Origin of the sequence: Guyparkeria halophila (assembly GCF_034479635.1) — a bacterium.
In the GTDB taxonomy this organism is placed as follows: domain Bacteria; phylum Pseudomonadota; class Gammaproteobacteria; order Halothiobacillales; family Halothiobacillaceae; genus Guyparkeria; species Guyparkeria halophila.
Window position 1 is genome coordinate 520,450 of the sequence record NZ_CP140153.1, and the last position, 23,007, is coordinate 543,456.

The 23,007-nt window shown below is 66.9% G+C and carries 25 protein-coding genes and 1 pseudogene; 7 read left to right on the forward strand and 19 right to left on the reverse strand.

Annotated elements, in window-relative coordinates:
- Positions 1–55 precede the first annotated feature (55 nt).
- The 3 genes from SR882_RS02405 (at position 56) to SR882_RS02415 (ending at position 3,889) form a co-directional block, all read left to right on the forward strand.
- On the forward strand, positions 56–214 hold the full coding sequence (locus SR882_RS02405; RefSeq protein ID WP_322522376.1) for a DUF2256 domain-containing protein: 159 nt from the start codon (positions 56–58) through the stop codon (positions 212–214).
- Entirely contained in the window at positions 207–1,805 is a 1,599-nt protein-coding gene (locus SR882_RS02410) for a cryptochrome/photolyase family protein (protein WP_322521764.1), read from the forward strand. The genes SR882_RS02405 and SR882_RS02410 overlap by 8 nt, the downstream gene beginning before the upstream one ends.
- A gap of 197 nt (positions 1,806–2,002) precedes the next feature.
- Positions 2,003–3,889 carry a sensor domain-containing diguanylate cyclase gene (locus SR882_RS02415; protein ID WP_322521765.1) on the forward strand — a complete coding sequence of 629 codons (1,887 nt, stop codon included), beginning with the start codon at positions 2,003–2,005 and terminating at the stop codon, positions 3,887–3,889.
- 88 nt (positions 3,890–3,977) lie between these two features.
- Here the strand turns inward: SR882_RS02415 and SR882_RS02420 are convergent, their stop codons facing one another.
- From SR882_RS02420 to ygfZ, 5 genes are all read right to left on the reverse strand, one after another.
- A complete protein-coding gene (locus SR882_RS02420; RefSeq protein ID WP_322521766.1) occupies positions 3,978–4,871 on the reverse strand; it encodes a phosphoribulokinase in 894 nt (297 codons plus the stop codon).
- A 213-nt stretch (positions 4,872–5,084) separates the two neighbouring features.
- A complete protein-coding gene (locus SR882_RS02425; RefSeq protein WP_322521767.1) occupies positions 5,085–5,366 on the reverse strand; it encodes a YrhK family protein in 282 nt (93 codons plus the stop codon).
- Between the two features lie 2 nt (positions 5,367–5,368).
- Positions 5,369–6,070: a tRNA (guanosine(46)-N7)-methyltransferase TrmB gene (gene trmB, locus SR882_RS02430; protein WP_322521768.1), complete on the reverse strand. Its 702-nt coding sequence runs from the start codon at positions 6,068–6,070 to the stop codon at positions 5,369–5,371.
- Positions 6,071–6,074: 4 nt separating this feature from the next.
- On the reverse strand, positions 6,075–6,887 hold the full coding sequence (locus SR882_RS02435; protein WP_322521769.1) for a thiazole synthase: 813 nt from the start codon (positions 6,885–6,887) through the stop codon (positions 6,075–6,077).
- 38 nt (positions 6,888–6,925) lie between these two features.
- Complete coding sequence (gene ygfZ, locus SR882_RS02440) at positions 6,926–7,984, reverse strand: CAF17-like 4Fe-4S cluster assembly/insertion protein YgfZ (RefSeq protein WP_322521770.1); 1,059 nt, start codon at positions 7,982–7,984, stop codon at positions 6,926–6,928.
- Between the two features lie 91 nt (positions 7,985–8,075).
- On the opposite strand from ygfZ, the gene SR882_RS02445 reads away from it, so the two are divergent.
- Positions 8,076–8,537, forward strand: coding sequence for a hypothetical protein (locus SR882_RS02445; protein WP_322521771.1), 462 nt, complete (start codon positions 8,076–8,078; stop codon positions 8,535–8,537).
- A gap of 27 nt (positions 8,538–8,564) precedes the next feature.
- On the opposite strand, the gene coaE is transcribed toward SR882_RS02445, so the two are convergent.
- The 6 genes from coaE to SR882_RS02475 all read right to left on the reverse strand — a co-directional run bounded on the left by coaE (position 8,565) and on the right by SR882_RS02475 (position 14,113).
- Positions 8,565–9,242 (reverse strand): dephospho-CoA kinase, encoded by a 678-nt coding sequence (gene coaE, locus SR882_RS02450; protein ID WP_322521772.1) that lies wholly within the window; start codon positions 9,240–9,242, stop codon positions 8,565–8,567.
- A 7-nt stretch (positions 9,243–9,249) separates the two neighbouring features.
- Positions 9,250–10,134 (reverse strand): prepilin peptidase, encoded by an 885-nt coding sequence (locus SR882_RS02455; RefSeq protein WP_322521773.1) that lies wholly within the window; start codon positions 10,132–10,134, stop codon positions 9,250–9,252.
- Between the two features lie 71 nt (positions 10,135–10,205).
- Positions 10,206–11,438, reverse strand: coding sequence for a type II secretion system F family protein (locus tag SR882_RS02460; protein WP_322521774.1), 1,233 nt, complete (start codon positions 11,436–11,438; stop codon positions 10,206–10,208).
- A 28-nt stretch (positions 11,439–11,466) separates the two neighbouring features.
- Positions 11,467–13,164 carry a type IV-A pilus assembly ATPase PilB gene (gene pilB / locus SR882_RS02465; RefSeq protein ID WP_322521775.1) on the reverse strand — a complete coding sequence of 566 codons (1,698 nt, stop codon included), beginning with the start codon at positions 13,162–13,164 and terminating at the stop codon, positions 11,467–11,469.
- Positions 13,165–13,270: 106 nt separating this feature from the next.
- A complete protein-coding gene (locus tag SR882_RS02470) occupies positions 13,271–13,720 on the reverse strand; it encodes a PAS domain-containing protein (RefSeq protein ID WP_322521776.1) in 450 nt (149 codons plus the stop codon).
- Positions 13,721–13,807: 87 nt separating this feature from the next.
- Positions 13,808–14,113 (reverse strand): hypothetical protein, encoded by a 306-nt coding sequence (locus SR882_RS02475; protein WP_322522419.1) that lies wholly within the window; start codon positions 14,111–14,113, stop codon positions 13,808–13,810.
- A gap of 278 nt (positions 14,114–14,391) precedes the next feature.
- Between SR882_RS02475 and SR882_RS02480 the strand changes: the two genes are divergently transcribed.
- Complete coding sequence (locus SR882_RS02480; protein ID WP_322522420.1) at positions 14,392–14,622, forward strand: hypothetical protein; 231 nt, start codon at positions 14,392–14,394, stop codon at positions 14,620–14,622.
- Here SR882_RS02480 and SR882_RS02485 read toward each other — a convergent pair.
- A pseudogene (locus tag SR882_RS02485) lies at positions 14,589–14,825 on the reverse strand (MerR family transcriptional regulator); the annotation flags it as partial. The gene SR882_RS02480 and the pseudogene SR882_RS02485 sit on opposite strands and share 34 nt — an antisense overlap.
- Before the next feature lie 111 nt (positions 14,826–14,936).
- Between SR882_RS02485 and SR882_RS02490 the strand changes: the two are divergent.
- Positions 14,937–15,725: an SDR family NAD(P)-dependent oxidoreductase gene (locus tag SR882_RS02490; RefSeq protein ID WP_322521777.1), complete on the forward strand. Its 789-nt coding sequence runs from the start codon at positions 14,937–14,939 to the stop codon at positions 15,723–15,725.
- Positions 15,722–16,183, forward strand: a complete 462-nt coding sequence (locus SR882_RS02495) for a nuclear transport factor 2 family protein (protein WP_322521778.1) — start codon at positions 15,722–15,724, stop codon at positions 16,181–16,183. Before SR882_RS02490 ends, SR882_RS02495 begins: the two co-directional genes overlap by 4 nt.
- Here the strand turns inward: SR882_RS02495 and SR882_RS02500 are convergent.
- From SR882_RS02500 to SR882_RS02530, 7 genes are all read right to left on the reverse strand, one after another.
- Positions 16,143–17,528 carry an MFS transporter gene (locus SR882_RS02500; RefSeq protein WP_322521779.1) on the reverse strand — a complete coding sequence of 462 codons (1,386 nt, stop codon included), beginning with the start codon at positions 17,526–17,528 and terminating at the stop codon, positions 16,143–16,145. The two genes, SR882_RS02495 and SR882_RS02500, sit on opposite strands and share 41 nt — an antisense overlap.
- A gap of 36 nt (positions 17,529–17,564) precedes the next feature.
- Positions 17,565–18,401, reverse strand: coding sequence for a symmetrical bis(5'-nucleosyl)-tetraphosphatase (locus tag SR882_RS02505; RefSeq protein WP_322521780.1), 837 nt, complete (start codon positions 18,399–18,401; stop codon positions 17,565–17,567).
- Between the two features lie 103 nt (positions 18,402–18,504).
- Positions 18,505–18,906, reverse strand: a complete 402-nt coding sequence (apaG, locus tag SR882_RS02510) for a Co2+/Mg2+ efflux protein ApaG (protein WP_322521781.1) — start codon at positions 18,904–18,906, stop codon at positions 18,505–18,507.
- Positions 18,903–19,625 (reverse strand): 6-phosphogluconolactonase, encoded by a 723-nt coding sequence (gene pgl, locus SR882_RS02515; protein ID WP_322521782.1) that lies wholly within the window; start codon positions 19,623–19,625, stop codon positions 18,903–18,905. Before pgl ends, apaG begins: the two co-directional genes overlap by 4 nt.
- Before the next feature lie 81 nt (positions 19,626–19,706).
- A complete protein-coding gene (gene rsmA, locus SR882_RS02520) occupies positions 19,707–20,540 on the reverse strand; it encodes a 16S rRNA (adenine(1518)-N(6)/adenine(1519)-N(6))-dimethyltransferase RsmA (RefSeq protein WP_322521783.1) in 834 nt (277 codons plus the stop codon).
- Between the two features lie 2 nt (positions 20,541–20,542).
- Positions 20,543–21,517 (reverse strand): 4-hydroxythreonine-4-phosphate dehydrogenase PdxA, encoded by a 975-nt coding sequence (pdxA, locus tag SR882_RS02525; RefSeq protein ID WP_407653334.1) that lies wholly within the window; start codon positions 21,515–21,517, stop codon positions 20,543–20,545.
- On the reverse strand, positions 21,498–22,928 hold the full coding sequence (locus SR882_RS02530) for a peptidylprolyl isomerase (RefSeq protein WP_322521785.1): 1,431 nt from the start codon (positions 22,926–22,928) through the stop codon (positions 21,498–21,500). Before SR882_RS02530 ends, pdxA begins: the two co-directional genes overlap by 20 nt.
- Positions 22,929–23,007 lie beyond the last annotated feature (79 nt).

Below are 23,007 nucleotides of genomic sequence, written 5' to 3' on the forward strand. Positions count from 1 at the left end.
CTCGGCATCGCCTGCGGTATTGCCAGGATGCGGCATGGTCGGGCCCTGGGTCCTGATGGCCCGACAGGCGCGCAATCACCGGGCCAATCGGCCGAGCAAGGTCTGTCCAGTCTGTCGCCGACCGTTCACTTGGCGACGCAAGTGGGCCCGCGACTGGGATCGCGTTATCTACTGCTCCGAACGCTGCCGCCGCACCAGGAAATCGCATGACTGAATCCTCTGTCCGTCACCTGCTGGTCGTGCTCGGCGATCAGCTCAATGCCGACAGCGTCCTGTTCGATGATGCCGATCCGACTCGTGATGTCGTCTGGATGGCGGAGGTGGCCGGCGAGGCGACCCATGTCTGGTCGCACCAGTCGCGCATTGCGCTGTTTCTCGCCGCGATGCGTCACTTTGCCGCCGATCGCCGGGTGGATGGCTGGCGGGTCGACTACCGCGAGCTGCCTGCCCGTGCCGAGACCGACGCCCTGCCGACCCTGGAGGCGGCGCTGGTCGAGGCGATTGCGCGCTGGCGCCCCGATCGCGTCATCTGGGTCTGTCCGGGCGAGTACCGATTGCGACGGAGCTTGAAGGCGGTGGTCGAGGAGGCTGGGGTTGTCGCCGAGGAACGACCCGATCGGCATTTCCTGGTCGACGAGTCGTGGTTCGGCGAATGGGCGGGCGGGCGCAAGACCTTGCGCATGGAGCATTTCTACCGTGCCCAGCGCCGTCGGTTTGCCGTGCTGATGGATGGCAAGGAGCCGGTCGGGGGCAAGTTCAATTTCGATGCGGCCAATCGGCGGTCGTTCGATGCCCGCGGGCCGGGGCTGTTGCCCGAGCCGGCCCGGTTCTCGCCCGATCGGATCACCCGGGCGGCGCTCGATCGGGTGGCCGAGCGATTCGCCGATCATCCCGGCGGTGAGCATCAGGCCCTGGAAAACTTCGACTGGCCGGTTACCCCGGCCCAGGCCGAGCAGGCGCTAGCCGATTTCCTCGAACAGCGGGCGACCGGATTCGGCGATTACCAGGATGCGATGTGGACGGGCGCGCCCTGGCTGTATCACTCGCGGTTGTCCGCGGCGCTCAATCTTAAGCTGATCGACCCGCGCCGAGTGATCGAGGCGGTGCAAGCGGCCTATCGAGACGGGCGTATGCCGCTGGCGGCCGCCGAGGGGTTCATTCGACAGGTGCTGGGCTGGCGCGAGTTCGTCCGCGGGTTGTACTGGTGGGCGATGCCCGACTACGCGGCCGGCAACGCGCTCGAGGCGCGGGAATCGTTGCCGTCGTTCTACTGGCAGGGGCGAATGCCCGGTGGCGAGGCTATCCCGATGGCCTGTCTCGATCAGACGATTGGCCAGACGCTAGAACTGGGGTACGCCCACCACATCCAGCGCCTGATGATCACCGGGCTGTTTGCCCAGTTGCTGGGCGTGCGCCCGCAGGCGGTCCACGAGTGGTATCTCGCGATCTACGTCGATGCCGTCGAATGGGTGGAGCTACCCAACGTGATGGGCATGTCCCAGTACGCCGACGGTGGGCTGATGGCGAGCAAGCCGTATGTCGCCTCGGGGCGTTACGTGCAGCGGATGAGCAATTACTGCAGCCACTGCCGCTTCGATCCGGGCGAGGCCACGGGGGAGTCGGCCTGCCCGTTTACCACCCTCTACTGGGACTTTCTGCTGCGCCACCGGGAGCGATTCGCCCACCACCCGCGCACGGCGCTGCAGTGGAAGCATGTCGAGCGCATCGACGCCCCACGCGCCGCGGCGATTCGCGAACAGGCCGAAGCATGGCGTGAGCGGCTGTCACGATCCGCTGGCCGTTAGCGATACTCCGCGCGAATCCGGAATTCCCTGTTTTTTTCATGGGCTTGTGCGTCTCGTCGTGGCCGGCTCTGGTGGCCCCGGACGCGGATTTCTGGGATAATCTAGCGTTGGAGCGCGCCTGATTTTTGCGCTTGTCCCGCCGCCTAACCGAGTTGCCCCTTGCCGGGCGGCTTGGCCTTCACCGGAGCCCCCGGCCCATGCGCGAGCTCGCTGCCATTCGACTGATTCGCCGCAAGGCGATGCTGCTTGCCGTGCTGGGCGTTTTCGTCAGCGGCATTCTGGTCGCGGTGGTAACGGCGGTCCCCATGTACCAGTCGGCGCGCGACGGACTCGAGCGCAGCACCTTGATGGGGATCCAGGCGCAGGGAGCGGCCCTCGACAACCTGGTGCAACGCTACGAGGGTGTTGCTCGCCAGGTCACCAGTCGCACCGAGATCCGTCGCCGTCTGGAATCATATGTCGACGGGGAGCTCTCCCTGGATCGCCTGGTCGCCTTCACCCAGTCGCACGTGTCCGATGCGGTCGACAGCTCACCGGCGTTGGTGGGCATCAAGCGTCTGGGCCCGTTCGGCGAGGTGATCGTCGACGCGGGCGCCGGCGAGATGCCCGGCCTGTCGATGCTGGTCGAGCTCGACGACATCGAAAGCCGGCTGGTGCGTTCCGGTGATCGCATCATCTGGCGGACTCTCTCTCCGATCCGCGACGACCAGGGCCGCCGGCTGGGCACGGACGTGCTGTTCTTCGAGGTCGACAGCCTCGTTCGGTTGCTCAATCGCGCACGCGTTCTCGAGCCATCGGCGCGCGGTTTTCTTCTCGATCGCGCGGGTGGGCGCGTCGTGGGCGTCGATGCACTGGACGAGGGCCTGGTCATGTCGTCGGCCAGCGAGGTGCTGACGGGAGACTTGTCGCGTGTCGACCCGGCCCGGTCGGGCGTGGTCTGGCCGGACCTGGACAGCCAGGGTGGTGTGCTGTTCTACACGCCGGTGGGCGGCGGGCGTTGCCTGCTGCTGGTCGAGGTCGGGTTCTGGGCGTTCTACCAGCCGGTGATCATGCGCCTGCTCTGGCCGTTGGGTCTGGTGTTTCTGTTGTTGCCCATCGTCGCCTGGTTGACCGCCCGGGCGCTTCGCCCTGTCCTGCAGCGCCTGACCGAACAGTCCGAGGAGCTGGAGCATTCCGCCGGCGAGATTCGGCTGGCTGCGAGTGTGTTCGAGGGCACCGGCGAGGCCGTGATGATCACCTCGCCGAACCATCGAGTCCTGCGCGTCAACCCGGCGTTCACCCGCATTACCGGTTTCGAGGGCGACGAGGTGGTCGGCCGGCCGATGACCGACCTGTTCCAGCTGGACGAGTCGGACAGCGAGCGCCTGGAGGCCATTTGCAGCCGGTTGGGGCGCGATCACAGCTGGGAAGGGGAAATGGACTACCGCAACCGGCAGGGCGAGCGCATGACCGCCCTGCAGACCATCAGTCAGGTGGCGGACGATCAGGGACGCGTCAGTCATTACATCCACATCTTCAACGACATCACCGAGAGCAAGGCCGCCCAGCGGCAGATCCGCCACCAGGCACGCCACGACGCACTCACGGACCTGCCCAACCGTGCCTCGATGTGGTTTTGCATCGAGCAGGCCGTCGAAGGCGCACGAGCGGACGGCGGGCGCGTGGCCGTGTTGTTCCTCGACCTCGACTACTTCAAGGAGGTCAATGACCGGCTCGGTCACGCCATGGGTGACCGATTGTTGCGCGAGGTGGCCGAGCGGTTGCGTCGCCTGCTGCGCCACGAGGACATCGTCGGCCGGCTGGGGGGCGACGAGTTCCTGATTCTGCTGGAGGGGTTGCCGGCACCGCGGTTTGCCGGTCAGGTAGCGCACAAGGTGATCGAGGCGCTGACCCAGCCGTTCGAGATCGAGGGCGAATCGATCCAGATCGGTGTATCGATCGGCATCGCGGTGTTCCCGGGGCAGGCGGCGGATGCCGACGGGCTGATTGGTCACGCTGATTCGGCCATGTATGAGGCCAAGGCGGCCGGGCGCGACACGTACCGTTACTTCGATCGGGGTGTCGGGGCCACCGCGGGCGACTGAGACGCCCGTCCCGGCCGGCAGCCGGGCAAAAGAAAGCCCCCGCGGCATCGCCGGCGGGGGCTTTTGCGTGCCAGTGGCGAACAGCGCCTTAGCTGTTGCGTTCCTGGATCAGGCGATGGATGCGCGGGGTCAGGATCAGGTCCATCGCGTAGCTCATCTTGCCGCCCGGCACCACGATGGTGTTGTAGCGGGACATGAACGAGTGCGGGATCATCTGCAGCAGATACGGGAAGTCGACGCCGAACTCGTCCGGATCGCGGAAGCGGATCACGACCACGCTCTCGTCCGGCGTCGGGATGTCGCGGGCGATGAACGGGTTGGAGGTGTCGACGGTCGGCACGCGCTGGAAGTTGACGTCGGTCTCCGAGAACTGCGGGGTGATGTAGTTCACGTAGTCCGGCATGCGGCGCAGGATGGTGTCGACGATCTTCTCGGCGGAGTAGCCCCGCTCGGCGTTGTCGCGGAAGATCTTCTGGATCCACTCGAGGTTGACGATCGGCACGACGCCGACGCCCAGGTCGACGTGCTCGGCGACGTTGACGTCATCGGTCTTCACCAGGCCGTGCAGGCCTTCGTAGAACAGCAGGTCGGAGTCGGCCGGGATGTCTTCCCAGGGGGTGAACTCGCCCGGACCGAGGTTGGTGTTCAGGCGCGCGTTGTGCTCGGCGGCCTCCTCGTCACTGTGCAGGTAGTAGCGCTTCTTGCCGGAGCCGGACTCGCCGTAGCTCTTGAACAGCTCGCCCAGCTTGTCGAAGTGGTTGGCGGCCGGGCCGAAGTGGGAGAAGAAGTTGTTGCCCTTCTCGGCCTCGGCGGCCATGCGCTCACGCATGTCCTTGCGGTTGAGTGCGTGGAAGCTGTCGCCCTCGATCACGACCGGCGAGATTTCCTCGCGGCGGAAGATGTGGTTGAAGGCACTCTTGACGGTGGACGTGCCGGCGCCGGACGAGCCGGTAACCGCGACAACGGGATGCTTCTTGGACATGGTCCCTCCTGTTGGAAAGCAATAAAAACGAGACGTGGAAAGCGGTGGAATTCGGTCGGTTGGCCGGCAAGGAGCGCGGCGATCGCGGCGCGGCTCGACTCACCCGGCAAAACGAAAGCCCACGATAATAGGGGTTTACGCCACCGGGAACAAGTTGCTGACTATCGAATAGGGGCCCCGGCTGGGCGGCCCGACGGCCCACCGTGAGGAAGCTCAGCTCTTTTCGGCCGATGGGGCTTGTCGCCGGCGCAGCCGTTGCAGATGAATGTTCCTGGCCAGCCGGATACTGGGGCGCACAAGATACTGGACCGAGGCCATGACGAAGATCCAGGCCCCGGCCGACTCGTAGGTCGGGCTGAGGAAGGCCAGGCTCCCCAAGGTGAACCAGAGGCCGATCAGGAAGTCGTTGGCCAGCACCGCCGTCTCGTAGCGACGCCGGATGACCAGGGCGTCCGGGCCGAGGGTCAGGGTCAGCGCGGGATCGCGATCCGTCATCGTCAGCGGCGTCGGTAGAGCAGGTCGAAGACCTGGTGGCCGCGCTCCTCGCCGCGTCGCTCGAACTTGGTGCGCGGGCGCCAGTCGGGCCGCGCGTTCTCGCCGCTGCCCTCGTGCTCGGCGACGAATGTCGGATGCGCGTCGAGCACCTCGCGCATGTGCTCGGCGTACTCGGTCCAGTCGGTCGCCAGGTGCCAGAGCCCGCCGGGCTTGAGACGACTGGCGACCAGATCGGCGAACGCCGTCTGCACAATGCGGCGCTTGTGATGGCGCTTCTTGTGCCAGGGGTCGGGGAAGTACAGCAGCAGCCGATCCAGGCTGCCCTCGGCTAGTCGCTCCTCGACAAACGGGACCGCATCGCCGCAGACCGCCTTGAGGTTGGTTAGGCCGAAGTGCTCGATGCCGTTGAGCAGGTGGCCCACGCCCGGACGGTGAACCTCGATGCCGATGAAGTCGCGATCGGGATCTTTCGCGGCCATCTCGACCAGGCTGTCGCCGTTGCCGAAACCGATCTCCAGGGTCAGCGGTGCGGCCCGGCCGAACAGCTCGGCCGGGTCGATGCGCTCGCCCTCCGCCTCGATTAGGTATTTCGGCCCCAGTTCGTTCAGTGCCCGCTGCTGCCCCGGGGTGAGCCGGCCCTCGCGGCGGATGAACGAGCGGATGCGGCGCCGGATGCCATCACTCTTTTCGGTCGCGTCACTCATGGGATCAGAAGAACAGGCCGTCGATGGGCGACGAGGCGCTGGCAAAGCGCTTTCTGGGCATGCGCCCGGCAAGGAAGGACTCGCGGCCGGCCTCGATCGCCTTTTTCATCGCCGAGGCCATCAGCACCGGATTCTTGGCGTGGGCGATCGCGCTGTTCATCAGCACGCCGTCGCAGCCGAGCTCCATCGCCACGGCGGCATCCGAGGCCGTGCCAACACCGGCGTCGACAATGATTGGCACCTCGGCGTTCTCGATGATGGTCATCAGGTTGTACTTGTTCTGGATGCCCAGCCCGGAGCCGATCGGCGCGGCCAGCGGCATGACCGCGACACAGCCGATTTCCTCGAGCCGTTTGGCGACGATGGGGTCGTCCGAGGTGTAGACCATCACCTCGAAGCCGTCCTCGACCAGGGTCTCGGCGGCGAGCAGGGTGTTGGTGATGTCCGGGTAGAGGGTCTTCTCGTCGCCGAGCACCTCGAGCTTGACCAGGTTGTGGCCATCGAGCAGTTCGCGAGCGAGCCGGCAGGTGCGCACCGCCTCGGTGGCGGTGTAGCAGCCGGCGGTGTTCGGCAGGATGGTGAAACGCTCCGGCGGCAGCACGTCGAGCAGGTTGGGCTCGTCCGGATTCTGGCCGATGTTGCTGCGCCGGATCGCCACGGTGACGACCTCGGCCCCGGCGGCCTCGGTGGCCTCGTGGGTCTCGGTCATGTCCTTGTACTTGCCGGTGCCGGTCAGCAGGCGTGAGGTGAAGCGGCGACTGCCGACAATCAGCGGTTGGTCGGCCGTCGGGCTGGATTCGGGACGGTTGTCAGTCATGGGCGTGGTTTCGTTGCGTGTGATGTGCGGGGTGGCGGTCAGTGCCGGGCGCCGGCCCGGTGGCTGCCGCCCTCGATGGTGTCGTGCGGGTCGAGGCTCAGGGCCAGGCCGTCGATCGTCAGCGAATCGTGCAGATGCTTGAGCTTGATCACGGTGAGCACCAGGCTGCCCGAGTCATCCGGCAGCGGGGCGCTGCGCACCACTTCGCCGGCCGACTGGTCCTTGTCGTTGATGACCGCGGTGCCGGGCGTCGGCGGGGCGAGCCCGAGCACATGACCGGCAAACAGGCGCCGATTGGGCTTGCCCAGGTAATGCATCCGGGCAATGACCTCCTGGCCGGGATAGCAGCCCTTCTTCAGGCTGAAGGCCTCGAGCTCGTCGAGGTTGATCCATTGCGGCACGAAGTGCTCGGCCGTCGCGCTCGTTACCTCGGGCAGGCGGTCCTCGATCTCGGCGCGCTCCCAGTGATCGGTCGCGACGATGGCCGTGTCGCCGGTCGCGGCGCGGACCATGGCGCTCAGGTCGCTGGTCGGGCCATGGATGGCAATGCGCATGCCGGTGTTCGCGTCCTGTTCCTCGCGCAGGAACAGTCGACCCTGTGCATCGACGACGGCGGGCCAGCGGCCGGGCGCCGGTTTGGCCTCGCGCAGCCGCTCGATCGCCTCACAGGCGATGGCGTCATCGAACGGGCATGCCATCGACGCGGCCTCAGCCGGCCAGATCAGTCCGAGAGCGGCCTGATCCTCGGCCAGCGACAACTGCACGTCGCGTCGCAGGACATACATCTGCAGGCGCTTGAGCAGCCCGGGGGCGAGTTCGGTGCGCGTGACGAGGCGGAAGCCGTCCTGGTGCGCGGCGATGCGCAGCAGTCCCATCGCCCGGCCCTTGGCGCTGCAAAGCGCGGAGAAGGCGGCGGCCCCGTCGGTCAGGGCGTTGACGTCCTGCGTGAGGATCGCGTGCAGAAACGCGCGCGCCTCCGAGCCGGTGACCTCGATCACACGACGGTCGGGCAGGTCGGTCAGCAGAATCGCACCGGCGGCCGGGGTGGCGTTCGGCTGCATCAGGTCGTGCCAGGTTGTAGTGTTCGCGTCGGACATTGGCGCATTCAAGGTCGTCAAGGATGGTGCGCAAGGATAGCATCACCCCCGGCGGCTTCGCTGCGATGGATGAGTTGATCGAGGTGTGCCCATGGAACGGGTATCGGAAGGATTCAGTGAGCGGCTGGTCGCCGACCGCGGCTTGCTGGCGGCCTGGATGGGGCTGGTATTGGCCGCCTGGCTGGCAATGAGCCTGATCGTCTGGCAGGCGCCCCGGCCGGTTGGAGCCGACACGCCGCTACCGGAATGGCTGTGGCGTGCGGCGGCCTGGCTGGTGGTCTCCGGGTGGTTATGGCGTTGCCTGCGTCACCGTCCACCCGGCTTTGCCATCGAGGGCCAGCTGGCCTGGTCGGCGGGGCGCGCCGAGGTGTTGCTGCCCAGTGGCGAGTCGATCCGCGGTGAGACGCGCGTGCTTTGGCAGGGCCCGTTGCTGGTCGGGGTGGCCGTCGATGACGCCGGTTCCGGGCGGGTCACCCTCTGGCTGACGCCGTGGCGGTTGGGTCGGCGCGGATGGTGGCGACTGCAGCGCTTCTTGATGCTGGGGGCGCCGTGATCAGCCAAAAAGTCGGCACGGATGGAACTAGTCGTGCCGACCTTGCCTGGGCGAGCCGAGATGCCGGAGGCGGCGGTCGAGGTCGATGATCTGCTCGCGCAGGGCCTCGGGTGAGCGGTCGTTGACCAGCTCAAAGTCGGCGATCGCCTGGCGGGCGCGGTCATCGACCTGGGCGGCGATCAGTTGCTCGGCTTGCCGGGCATCGATGCCCGGGCGGGCGGTGAGCCGCTCGCGCCGAAGCGCGGGTGGGGCGGTCAGGGTGATCACGGCATCGAGCCAGTCGCGGTAGGCCGGCCAGACCGAGGCCTCGGCAAGCAGCGGCACGACCACCAGCACGTAGGGCGCCTGTCGAGCCGCCGCCGTCGCGCGTTCACGGGCCCTTGTCCGGATGGCCGGGTGCAGGATCGCCTCCAGTGCGGCGCGCTCCCCCGGCTGATCAAGGATGATCCGACGGAGCCGGTCGCGATCCAGTCGGCCGTCCTCGAGCAGGATCCCGCCGCCGAATCGAGCCTGAATCGCATCGAGGCAGGGGCTGCCCGGCTCGACCAGCTCGCGGCTGATCGCATCGGTATCGATGATCGGAATGCCCAGCTCGGCAAAGATCGATGTCGCCAGGCTCTTGCCGCTGGCAATCCCGCCGGTCAGGCCGATGGGGCGCCCGGCGGTCTCACGCTCTGGCGACGGAGTCGAGGTCGGGATCGTCATGCCCGGATCAGAGTGGGCCGCCCAGGTAGGCGCTCATGATCGGCTCGCCGAGATACAGGGCTATCAGCCCGGCGATGGCCAGATAGGGGCCGAAGGGGATGGGAATGCGCCGGTCGTGGCGCAGCAACAGGATCATGGCGATGCCGATCACGCTGCCGGCCAGAGCTGATAGCAGGATCACCAGCGGCAGCAGTTGCCATCCCAACCAGGCACCCAGCGCGGCCAGCAGCTTGAAATCGCCGAAGCCCATGCCTTCCTTGCCGGTGAGCAGCCGGAACAGCCAGTACACCGACCACAGGGCGAGGTAGCCGAACACGGCGCCCAGCACCGCCTCGTCGAGCGAGAGGTGATAGGCCGGCAGCAAGATCGGCAGCAGCAGGCCCAGCCATAGCAGTGGCAGGGTGAACACGTCGGGCAGCAGCTGGGTCTTGAGGTCGATGATTGAGGCGGCCAGCAGGGCCCAGCTGAACAGGAAAACCGCCAGTGCCAGCGCGGTCGGGCCGAATTGCCAGGCGGCCAGGCCGATCAGCGCGGCACTCGCGAGTTCTACCAGCGGGTACTGCCAGGAGATGGCCCGGCCGCAGTTGGCGCAGCGACCGCGCAGCCACAGCCAGCTGAGCACCGGGATGTTCTGCCAGGCACGGATCGGGGTGCCGCAGGAGGGGCATCGCGAGCGGGGGTGGACCAGGTTGAAGGGCGCGTCGTCCGCCGCGGCGGGGGTCTCATCATCGGCCAGCAGGGCGCGGCATTCGCGCCGCCACTCGCGCTCCATCATCACCGGTAAGCGGTTGATCACCACGTTGAGAAAACTGCCCACCAGCAGGCCGAACAACGTGGCGACGCCGATCCAGAGGGCCGGGTATTGCTGGAAGATCGCTTGCAGTTCGGACATGTTTCAAGTGCCTGACATGGAAACGGCCCGGTGAGGCGGGCCGTAAGGGAATCGAGCCGGCGGCGTGGGGATCAGACCACGGCGCCCAGCTTGAAGATCGGCAGGTACATGGCGATGACCAGGCCGCCGACGACGATGCCGAGGAATGCCATGATCATCGGCTCGAGCAGGCTCGACATCGCATCCACCATGTTGTCGACCTCTTCCTCGTACATGTCGGCCACCTTGGCCAGCATGTTGTCGAGCGCGCCGGTCTCCTCGCCGATGGCGACCATCTGGATGACCATCACCGGGAAGAGGTTGGATTGCTGCATGCCGATGCGCAGTGGCGAGCCGGCGGAGACCAGGTCACGCATGCTCATCACCGCGTCGCGGAACACGGCGTTGCCGGTCGCCCCGGCGGTGGGCGGCAGGGCCTCGACCAGCGGCACGCCGGCGGAGAACATGGTCGACAGGGTGCGGGCGAAACGCGCGATCGCGGACTTTTCCATCAGCGGGCCGAAGATCGGCAGCTTGAGGATCATCCGGTCCAGGAAATGGTTGAAGCGATCCGAGCGGCGCTTGACGAAGACGAACAGAAAGATCACCGCGGCGATACCGCCGAAGATCCAGTACCAGTATTCCCGGAACAGGTCGGACAGGCCGATGACAAACTGGGTAAAGGCGGGCAGGTCGGCGCCGAAGCCCTGGAACAGCGATTCGAATTGCGGGATGACGAAGATCAGCAGGATCGCGGTGACGATGAAGGCGACCACGAGTACCGCCGTCGGGTAGAACAGCGCCTTCTTGATCTTGCCCTTGAGGCTTTCGGTCTTTTCCTTGTAGGTCGCGATGCGATCAAGCACCACTTCCAGCGCACCGGATTGCTCGCCGGCGCGCACCAGGTTGACGAACAGCTCGTCGAAGTACTTGCGGTGCCGATCGAGGGCGTCGGCGAGGTTGGTGCCACTCTCGACGTCGTTCTTCACGTCGTTGATGAGGTCCTTCATCGTCTTCTTTTCGGCGCTCTGGGCAATGATGTCCAGGGCCTGCACGATCGGCAGGCCGGCGGTCATCATGGTCGCCAGCTGTCGGGCGAAGGTGGCAATGTCGCGCGGCTGGACCGGCTTGGAGTTGGAGAACAGCGGCTTGGCCTTGCGCTTGACCCGGATCAGGGTCATGCCCAGCCGGCGGATCTCGGCGCGCACGGCGGTGTCGTTGAACGCCGCCATCTCGCCCTTGATCACCCGGCCTTCCTTGGTGCGCGCCTCGTAGCTGAAGACGGGTTTTTCGGTGGTTTTGTTCTTGCGTGCCGCAATGGCCATCTTGTCTCTCCCTTGAGCCCGGCCGGGTTCAGTCCTTGGTGACGCGGTTGATTTCCTCGAGGCTGGTCACGCCGGCGAGGACCTTCTTCAGGCCCGAGCGCCGCAGGTCGGGAATCCCCTCCTTGTGCGCCTGGTCGGCAATGTCGATCGCGTTGCCGCCTTCCATGATGATCCGTCCCATTGCCTCGGAGACCGCCATGACCTGATAGATGCCGACCCGGCCCTTGTAGCCGTTGGTGCACTGGTCACAGCCGACGGCCTTGAAGATCTTGGGCGACCCGGCCAGGTCCTCGTCGGTGAACCCCTCGCGGCGGAGTTCCTCGTCGGGGATGCTCTCCTTGGTGCGGCAATTATTGCACAGGCGCCGCGCCAGTCGCTGGGCGATGATCAGGCTGACCGACGAGGCGATGTTGTAGGCCGGCACGCCCATGTTGACCATCCGCGTGAGCGTCTGCGGCGCATCGTTGGTGTGCAGGGTCGAGAGCACCAGGTGGCCGGTCTGGGAAGCCTTGATCGCGATCTCGGCCGTTTCCAGGTCGCGGATCTCGCCCACCATGATCACGTCGGGATCCTGACGCAGGAACGCGCGCAGGGCGTTGGCGAAGGTCAGTCCCACCTTGGGGTTGACGTTGACCTGGTTGATGCCCGGCACCACGATTTCCGCCGGATCCTCGGCGGTCGAGATGTTGCGGTCGCCGGTGTTGAGGATGTTCAGGCCGGTATACAGCGAGACCGTCTTGCCCGAGCCGGTGGGGCCGGTGACCAGGATCATGCCGTAGGGCTTGTCGAGCGCGTCCATGTAGAGCGCTTTCTGCTCGGGCTCGTAACCGAGCTGGTCGATCCCCAGCTGGGCGCTGGTCGGGTCGAGGATACGCAGCACCACCTTTTCGCCGAACAGGGTGGGGCAGGTATTGACCCGGAAGTCGATCGAACGGCTCTTGGACAGCTTGAGCTTGATGCGCCCGTCCTGCGGTACGCGTCGCTCGGAAATGTCCATCCGGCTCATCACCTTGACCCGCGCGATGATGCGATCGGAGAGGTTGGCCGGCGGCTTGGCGCTCTCGGTGAGCATGCCGTCGATGCGAAAGCGCACCCGGAACTGCTTTTCGTAGGGCTCGATGTGGATGTCGGAGGCCCCCTTGCGGATGGCGTCGGTCAGGAGCTTGGTGACGAACTTGACCACCACGTCGTCCTGAATCGAGGCATCCTCGACGTCGTGGGCCTCCTCGTCCTCGCGCTCGAACTCGACGTTCGACAGATCGTCGTCGAGCTCGTCGCCCAGGGCATCCATGCTGTCGCTGAGCGCTTCCTCGAGCACGCGGGCGATCTTGGGCGCCTCGGCGACCACCGCTTCGATCGCCATGTTGGTCGAGAAGCGAAAGCCGTCGATGGCGCCGGTGTCGGACGGATCGGCCACGGCCACCGTCAGGCGACGGCCGCGCTTGAACAGCGGCAGCGCCATGTTGGCCTGCAGGACCTTTTCGGGGACCAGCTTTAACGGCAGGTCGCTGGTGTCGATGGCATCGAGATCCACCAGCGGCAGGCCGAAGCGCTTGGAGGCGACCGCGGCGATGGTCGCCGCCGACACGCCCTCGGCGATTACGGTATTGAGCAGCGAGTCCTCGCTGCTGTCAGCCTTGGTTTGAAGGGCCTTCGCCTGGTCGGAGGACAGGGCGTCCTCCCTGACCAGGGCGCTGAGCAGTCCATTGACGGGGGGTGCGCTCATCGATCCGCCTATGCGTTGTCGCGTCCGTGTTCTCTGCCCCGGGAGCGGGGCGGCATGCGCAAAGCATGCCCGCTTGGCCGGTTTCTGACAAGGTTCCTCAGCCGGTTCAGTCGGCTGCGCCCGACTCCTGATGGGATTCGAGCTCGGCGATCCGGGCACGCAGGCGCTCGTTCTCCTCGCGCATTTGGACCAGTTCGGTCACGTCGCGCTGGATGCCGATGAAGTAGGTCAGGTGATCGTCGTCGTTGAATACCGGGGTAATCGACAGCTCGTTCCAGAACAGGCTGCCATCCTTACGGTAATTGCGCAGCACCACGCGGGTCGCCTCGCCGCGGCGAATGGCCTCACGGATTTCCGCCAGTGGGCTCTGGTCTCGATCTCCGGCCTGTAGGAAGCGGCAGTCCTGGTAGAGGATTTCTTCCTCGGAGTAGCCGGTCAGTTCCTCGAAGGCCTGATTCGCATAGATCAGGATGTTGTCCGAGCCTTCCTGCTCGGCAATCACGATCCCGTCCGTGGAGGCGTTGACCGCCTTCTTCAGCAGATTCGCATCCAGCATCAAGGTCCTGGATCTCCTGTTGCGCGTTGGACAACGCATTGTGACACAGACGAAACGATGTCCACAGGGAGGGGCGATCGGGGAGGGTCAGTGCCGGGTCAGGCGGGCCGGGGCCGGTTCGGGGCGTCCGAGTGCCTGAGCCACTTGTTCGCGACAATGCTGGATGTCCTTTTCCACCAGATCGCGCCAGCGCTGCATGAAGTCGACCGCCTGGTCGCCGTTCTCGGGTTCGAGCAGGGGCAGCTCGCACCAGAAGACCCGCGCCCCGGCGGCGCTGCCGACCGGATGCTCGGGTGGTGTCGTGTCGAGGCGAATCCAGGCGCGTGCCCCCCCAGCGGCGCGCCATCTGCTCGCGCTGAGTCTCGTTGAGGCCGGTTGGCAGCAGCCGGACATGGAACTGATCGTCGTGCAGGGCGGTGAACAGTCGCAGGCCGCCGGCGGAGAACGGCCGGCCCGGGACCAGGTTGTCGATCACGATCACCGGGGCGGCGGGCCGCCCCGGTGCTTCGGCAACCCATTCCGCCCGCCCCTTGATGTACTCGGCCAGCCACACCAGCCCCAGGTCCCGGTCTGGCCAGGCGGTGCGCGCCTCGAGTTGGGCGAGTGCCTCGATCAGCACCTCGCGCAGATAGTCCTCGGGGGTGAGCCACATCAGGGCGGTAGCCTCGGCCGTGCGCAATTCGGATGGATCGAGGTCAATCGCCGCGCGCATCACCCGGTCGAGCAGCGAGCGTGGTGGCGAGATGGGAGATGGCGTCGCTGTCGGCGGGGCGGGTTCGCGCGTCTCCCTGCCGGTGTCGGCCCCTTCCTGTTCGAGCAACGAGGCGATCTGGGCGAAGCCCATGCCGCTCTCGGCCAGCTCCTGGATGCGCTGGATGGTGCGGATGTCCGCCTGGCTGTAGAGCCGGTGTCCGGCCGGGGTGCGCGTGGGGCGGATCAGGTCGTAGCGACGCTCCCAGGCGCGCAGGGTGATCGGGTTGACCCCGGTGATCTGCGATACCGATCGGATGGGCAGCAAGGCCTGGCTTTCGGTTTCGGCTGGGCTGGATTCGGTCGTGGACAAGGCGCCACCTGCGACGTATCGAGTGATGTATAACTTCTGCATCGATATTGTAGCAGCCCTCGGCTACGCTCGTGTCGTGATTTCCGACAAGATCTCCGCGGGGGCGCCGGCTGCTGTCCGGCCCTCGAACGGGGCAATGCGAGGCCCAAGTTAATGACCGACTCAAAAGCGAATTCGAATGCCCGTACCGAACGGATCTACTGGCTGGTGGGCGCGAGCAGCGGCATCGGCGCGGCCCTGACCGATCGCCTCGTGGCGCGGGGGTATCGGGTCGCGATCTCGGCACGTCACCAGGAGCGCCTGGATGAGCGTGCCGCGCGCGATCCGGATCGCGTCCTGCCGCTGGTCGCCGACGTGACCGATCCGCAATCGATGGCGACCGCCTACCGGGCGTTGGTCGCGGAATGGGGGATGCCGGACTCGGTGATCCTCAATGCCGGCGACTACGAGCCGATGGGGCTGGCGGACTTCGATCCGGCGTTGTTCGAGCGGCTGATCCGGGTCAATTTCCTCGGGGCGGTCAACGGCATCGAGACCGTGCGCGAGGACTTCATCGCGAGGGGTGCGGGCGAGATCGTGCTCACCGCGAGCGTCGCCGGGTATCGGGGCTTGCCCTACGCCGCCCCCTACGGTGCGAGCAAGGCGGCGATGATCAACCTCGCCGAGTCGCTGCACCCCGAATTCGAGCGGGCGGGGGTGGCGATCCGGGTAATCAATCCCGGCTTCGTGCGCACGCGTCTGACCGACAAGAACGACTTTGCCATGCCGGGTCGCATCGAGCCGGACAAGGCCGCCGACCTGATCGCCCGTGGCCTGGAGGGGCGTGGCTTCGAGATACTCGCGCCGCGCGGATTCGGTTGGGTGATGAAGGGGCTGAGACTGCTGCCCTACGCGCTGTATTTCCGGCTGACCCGCCGGATGCTCAAGGAGCCCGGGCAATGAGCGTGCCCGGGCGTGGTCTCAACAACGCGGCGGCCCTCGAGCGTTATGTCGGTGTGATGGAGAACCTGCGGGCGGATCATCTCGGGGCACTGGAAACGGTCTATGCCAACGGGGCGCGCTTCGTCGACCCGTTCAACGAGGTGCGCGGGATCGAGGCCATCCAGGCGGTGTTCGCCCACGGTTTTGCCCAATGCCCCGGAATGCGGTTTCTGGTGCAGGCCCGGGCGGTGGATGGCGATTGCGCCTTGCTGCGGTGGCGCATGCAGTGCGACACATCGTCGCCGGGGCTGTCGATCGAGGGCATGTCCGAACTGAAGCTGGGTGGCGACGGCCGGGTGGTCGAGCATGTCGACTACTGGGACCCGGCCCGCCAGCTCTACGAGCGCGTCCCCGTCCTGGGCTGGCTGATGCGACGTATCAGGGCCCGCCTGGCCGCCCCGGATTCCCCGAGCCGTTGAGGCGGTCGGGCTCGTCGATAGCCCCCGGTGGCCCCTCATAGTCCTCCCAGGCCGGGTCGGTCTCGTAGATGGGCGGGGCCGCGTCGTTGACGTGTTCGCTCGCCGGCGGGGTTTCGGTCTCCTCCTCGGTCGCGCGTGGGTCGAGTTCCAGACCGGCCGCCGAGGTGCGGTGGGTGAAGACGTAATCGCCGCGTTCGTCGTCCGGCACCGGCGCGTCGATCAGGATGCGCCAGAAGATCAGCAGGATCATGGTGCCGAGCGCGGCCAGCACGAACAGTGGAAAGCCGGCTGCCCCGAACCAGCCCATGGCCAGGCCGCTGACCATCGGTCCCACGGCCGAGCCCGCGCCGTTGACCATCAACAGGCCGCGCGTGCCTTCCAGTACCTGGTCGCTCGACAGGCGGTCGTTGGTCTGCGCGACACTGATAGCGTAGAGCGAGAAGGAAAAACCGCCGAAGACCAGCGCCAGGGCGAACAGGCTCCAGCCCGGGAACCACTCCTGCAACGCCAGCAGTACCGAGAAGGCCGCGCCGATCGTCGAGATCACGATCAGCACGTAGCGGCGGTCACGGCCGTCGGAGAGTCGCCCGATCGGCCACTGCAGCAGGCCGCCGCCGACGATGATCGCGGCGACGAAGGTGGCCACCTGGGTGTCGGGCAGACCGACTCGGTTGGCGTAGACCGCGGCCATGCCGTAGATGGTGCCGGTGATCGTGCCGGACATCGCCGCGCCGATCACGCCGGTGGGTGCCAGGCGGAACAGCTCGAGGAGCGGCAGGCGGGTGGTCTCCATCGGTGGCGGTTGGCTCACCCGGGTCAGGGCGATCGGCACCAATCCGAGCGAGAACAGCAGGCCGACGATGGCGAAGGTGGACACCTCCATCGGCCCGTAGATGCCGATCAGGAACTGGCCGGCGCCGTAGGCGAACAGGCTGACCATCATGTAGATGCCGAACACCTGGCCGCGGTGCGTGGTCACTTTCTCGTTGATCCAGCTCTCGATCACCATGTAGAGACCCAGCAGGGTCACGCCATTGATCAGTCGCAACAGCATCCAGAACCAGGGCTCGACCCACAGGCCGTGCAAGATGGCCGCCGCCGAGGAAATCGCCGCCAGGGCGGCGAAGGTGCGAATGTGGCCCACCCGGCGGATGATGGCCGGGATGGTGAGCGTGCCCAGCACGTAGCCGATGTAGAAGGCCGACATGACCAGGCCGATGGTGCCGTCGGAAAACCCCTCCTCCGCGGCGCGCAGACCGAGCAGGGTCGCCAGCAGGCCGGAGCCGGCCAGCAGCACACCCATGCCGGCGAGCAATGACTGCACCGAAAATACCGTGCTAAGCATCGTTCGACTCCGCGGCGTGGTGGGCGACCTGCGGGTTCACTTGTCGACCTTGGGCGTCTGGGCGCCTGGGCAGTCAATGGCGAACAGGGCCTCGTCTTCCAGGCGCAGGGCAGTCAGCTGATTTCCCCACAGGCAGCCCTGGTCGATGCCCCAGGCATTGGCTCGCCCTTTTGCCCGCCCCAGCGTCGACCAGTGGCCGAAGACGATCCGCTGGTCGGCCATGGCCCGGCCGGGCATGGCGAACCAGGGGGTCAGTGCCGGATCGGCATCGGCCGGGGGGCGCTTTTCCCGGAAATCCAGTCGACCGTCGGCATGGCAGTAGCGCATGCGGGTGAACACGTTGATCGCGAAGCGTTGCCGGTCGGCCGGGGTGAGGTTGTCGTCCGGGTGGTCGCTCTGGTTGCCGAAGATATCCTCGAAAAACGCCAGCGGTTCGTGTGTCTGCATGGCCGTCTCGGTTTCCCGGGCGGCCGCTCGGGCCGCTTCCAGGCCCCAGGCGGGGTGGATGCCGGCGTGTACCAGGGTCCAGTCGAGGCCGGGGTCGTGATGCAGCAGGGGGCGGTGACGCAGCCAGTCGATCAGCTCGTCGCCGTCCTCGGCGGTCAGGATGGGTTCGAGCGTGTCGCGACCGCGGGCTACCCGGGTGCCGAAATAACAGCCCAGCAGGTGGATGTCATGGTTGCCCAGGACGGTGACGGCGCGATCCCCCAGGTCACGGACGAACCGCAGCGCCTGGAGCGATTGTGGGCCCCGGTTGACCAGATCGCCGACGAACCAGAGTCGGTCGGTTGCCGGGTCGAAGTGGATCTGGTCGAGCAATGCCTCAAGCGGGTCGAGGCAGCCCTGAAGGTCGCCGATTGCGTAGGTGGCCATGAGGTGGGCGATTTCCGTCGCGTGATGGTGGACAAAGGGGGCAATGCTAGCACCCGCGGGCGATCGACGAGCTGGTCGATTTGCCCCTCAGTCGGCGGCGGGATTACTGGATGGTGCGGAAGGCCGCCGGGGCGACCAGGTCGAAGGTCGGGATGGTTACCCGGAGCACGTCGCCCTGATCGCTGACAAAGCCATAGTCGCCCCACATCCGGCCCGCGGGTGACTCGATCACCGCGCCGGAGCGGTAGGCGAATTGCTCGCCGGGAAGAATCCGGGGTTGTTCGCCCACCACGCCTTCGCCGCGCACCTCTTTGAGGCAGCCGTTGCCATGGTCAATCACCCAATGGCGGTCCGTCAGGGTGACCGGCTGGTCGCTGTCGTTCTCGATCACGATCTCGTAACCGAAGGCGAACCGCTGCACGGTGGTCTCGCTGTGCTCCGGCACGAACACGGCGCGCGGACGGATGCGGATCGATTCGGCAAGGGGGGAGGCGGTCAGCATCATGGGTCACCTGCCGCGGCGCGGTCGACGAACCAGTGAGTGGCGCGTTTGGCGGCCAGCCGCTCGGCCGGCAGCTCGGCCAACCCGTCGCGGATGCGCGCGAGCGACGGGCGCTTGTCCTCGCCCAGCACCAGGAAGACCACATTGCGGGCGGCCTCGAACACCGGGAAGGTCAGCGTCAGGCGATGGCCGTGCAGCTTGGCGACCGGGTTGACCACCACCAGACGCTCGCGTTCGCGCAAAGCCGGGGTGTCCGGGAACAGCGAGGCGAAGTGCCCGTCGCTGCCCAATCCCAGCAGGGTGACGTCGAAGCGGGGCACCTTGCCCGCGGTCCAGCGCCGCAGGGCCATCTCGTAGGCATCCGCGTCCCGTTCGGGGTCGCGTTGCTGATCCGAGATCATCGGGAAGGTGCGGTGCGGCTGGATGCCCAGCGGCTCGAACAGGGACAATCGCGCCATGCGGAAATTGCTGTCGGGGTGGTCCAGCGGCACATTGCGCTCGTCTCCGAAATAGAACTCCACCGCTTGCCAGTCGAGGGCATCGCGGTAGCGATGGGCGAGCAGCTGGTAGAGCCGGCGTGGCGTACCCCCGCCGGCCAGTGCGAGTCGGGCAACGCCACGGGCCCGTATGGCCGCGGTCAGTCGTTCGACCAGGAACTCGGCGCAGGCGGCAAAGACGTCTTCGGCCTTTGGATAGGCATGGATGTCGGCGGTGGCGGACATGGCCGTGTTGTTCCTGCGGTAGATGGAGAAGGCGATGGTGCCGGCAGGCACCACCCGGACCACAAGTCGACCGGCGGCCGGTCAGTTGCTGGGGTCGAGCCGCCGGGCCAGCGTCAGGAACGCGGGGATATCCAGTGCCTGAGCGCGTAGCGACGGGTCGATACCCGACGCCTCAATTGTTGACGCTGGCATGAGGGGTTTCAAGTTGTTGCGCAGGGTCTTGCGACGCTGGGCGAAGGCGGCGGTGACCAGGCGCTCGAAACCGGCCTGCTCGGCAGGCGGCACCAGCGGCTCGGAGCGAGGCGTGAGGCGGATGACGCTCGAGTCGACCTTCGGTGGCGGATTGAAGGCCTCGGGCGGGACATCGAACAGGTGTTCGACCTTGGCGTGCATGGCGGTGAGCACGCTCAGTCGCCCGTAGGTCGAATCGCCGGGTGCGGCGGCCAGGCGGTTGCCGACTTCGCGCTGCACCATGAACACCATCTCGCTGATTTGCCCGCGCTGGGCCAGCAGTCGGGTGATGAGGGCCGTGGCGATGTTGTAGGGCAGATTGCCGACCAGCGTCAGTGGCGGCGTGAGTCCGTGGGCCTCGGCCAGCGCGGCCAGATCCAGTCGCAGGGCATCCTGGGGCACCAGCTCGACCTGTCGGCCGACGCCCTCGGCGTCGAGCTTGATGCGCAGATGCCGGATCACGTCGCGGTCGAGTTCGATCGCGATCACGCGATTGCCGCGCTGGGCCAGTGGCACGGTGAGTGCCCCCAGCCCCGGTCCGATTTCGATAACGGGGCCGTCGCCCGGGGTCGCGCCGAGGATGCGGTCGATCACGCCGTAGTCCACCAGGAAGTTCTGGCCGAAGCGCTTGCGCGCTCGGTGGCCGTCCTGGATGCCCTTGGCGGGGTTGCTCGAGGACGCCATGATCAGGCCGCTGCCCGCTGAGTGATCTCGGCGGCCAGCGCGATCGCCGCGGCCAGCGAGCCGTGCTCGGCGCGCCCGGTGCCAGCCAGGTCCAGGGCGGTGCCGTGGTCGACGGAGGTGCGCACGATCGGTAGGCCGAGGGTAACGTTAACCGCGCGGCCGAAGCCGGCGTACTTGAGCACCGGCAGGCCCTGGTCGTGGTACATCGCCAGTACGGCATCGGCGCCGTCGAGGTGGCGGGGCGTGAACAGCGTGTCGGCCGGCAAAGGTCCGATTGCCTGAATGCCGCGCTCGCGCATGGCCTCGAGCGTCGGCCCGATCACACGGATTTCCTCGTCGCCCAGGTGGCCCGATTCCCCGGCGTGCGGATTGAGCCCGGCAACCAGGATGCGCGGTTGCGGCTTGCCCAGCCAATCGACCAGCGCGGCATGCAACGTCTCGAGCACCGTGGTGAGGGTGTCGCCAGTGATCGCGGCCGGTACCTTGGCCAGGGGCAGGTGGGTGGTGGCCAGTGCCACGCGCAGGGTGTCGGCCGCCAGCATCATGACCGGCGTGCCGCCGACCCGTTCGGCGAGATATTCGGTGTGCCCGGTAAACGGGATGCCGGCGTCGTTGATCACCCCCTTGTGCAGGGGGGCGGTGACCATCGCGGCGTAGCGGCCGTCACGGCAGCCCTCGCTGGCATGATCGAGCATGGCGAGCACGTGGCGCGCGTTGCCCGGGTCGAGCCGGCCGGGCGTGACCGGGTTTGCTGCGGCCAGGTGATGGAAGCGAAAGCCGGATGCGGCTGACGTGGAGTCATCCGCTGCCGGCCAGTCGAACGGTAGACCCAGGGAGTCGGCGCGTGCCGCGAACACGTCCCGGTCGCCCAGGACAACCAACTCGCCCGGGGGCGTGAAGGCCGGGTCGGCGGCGAGTGCGAGCAGCAGGTCCGGGCCAATGCCGGCCGGTTCGCCGCTACTGACGACCAAGCGCACGCTGGCCACTGGCGTCGTTGACGGTGCCGGTCAGGCGGTTCTCGATATAGGCCTCCGAGCGCAGGCGGCGGATGTACTTGGTCAGCTCCTCGTCCGCGCGACGCTCGCCAATGGCGTTGCGTGCCTGCTCGCGCAGGTTCTCGCCGGAAACCTCCTGGCGGCGCTGGTCGTTGACCCGCAGGAAATGGAAACCGAACTGGCTTTCGAACACCGGGCTCAATTGCCCGATCCGGGCCGATTCGAGCGCATTGGCAAAGGCCGGCACCATGTCTTCGGGGTTGACCCAGCCGAGATCCCCGCCGCGCTGTGCCGAGCCCGGATCGTCGGAGAACTCGCGTGCGATCGAGGCGAGCGTGGCATCGCCGCTGGCGACCTGCGCGCGCAGCTGTTCGGCCAGCTCGCGGGTCGCGGCCGGGTCGCGATCCTCGCGGGGACGCAGCAGCACGTGCTCGGCCCGGTACTGCGTCACGGCCGCGCTACCGGTGGTGGTGCGAGTGTCGCTCACCTTCACGATGTGAAAGCCGTTCGGGCTGCGGATGATGTCGCTGACCTCGCCGGCCTCCATGCCCTGGACGACGGGCAGGAACAACGACGGGATGCGCGCCGGATCACGCCAGCCCAGGCTGCCGCCCTCGTCGGCATTGAGGGCATCCGACCGTTCGGCCGATACGCGCGCGAAATCGGCGCCGTCGACCAGCTCGTTGCGAATGTCACGAGCACGCGCCTCGGCCGCTTCGATCGCCTCGGGCGAGGCGTTCTCCGGCACGGAGACCAGGATCTGCGCCAGGCGGTACTCGGTCTGCTCGGCCGAATTGCCGGTGCGCTGCTCGATGTAGGTATCGATGTCGCGATCGGAGACGTTGATCTGGCTGTAGACCTCGCGCTTTTGCAACTCCTCGAGGAGCATCTGCTCGCGGATGCCGTCGCGGAACTCGGCCCAGTCCTGGCCCTGGCCGACGACGGCGTCGCGCAGCTGGGATAGGTTCATGCCGTTGCGCTGCGCGATGCCGTTGAGCGCCTGGTTGAGGCGGGTGTCGTCGATCTGGATGCCGATCTTGTCGGCTCGCTCGAGCATGGTCGCCTCGGTGATCATGCGGTCGAGCACCCGCTCGCCGAGTCGCTGCTGGTCGGCCGGACTCATGTTGGCGAGATCCACTTGGCTGCCCAGCTGGGCCACCTCGGCTTGCAGTTCCCGTTGCGTGATGACGCGATCGTCGACCACGGCCACGATGCGGTCCAGTGGCTGGAAGCCACTCATGCCGGGGTTCTGCTGGACTGACGAGCCGCCGGTGGCCTGGGCGGCGACCGGCGAGGTGGTCAGGGTCATCGAGGTGGCGGTGAGCAGCAAGGTGGCCAGCACGGCCAGCGGTCGACGCGCGTGGCGGTGTGTCGGGGCGTGCGAAACGGGCATGGATCTACTCGCGGTTGCGGCGTTGAAAGTCAGTAGCCACTCCGGGGTGGCGGTTCCGGGCTCGGGCGATCATAACGCA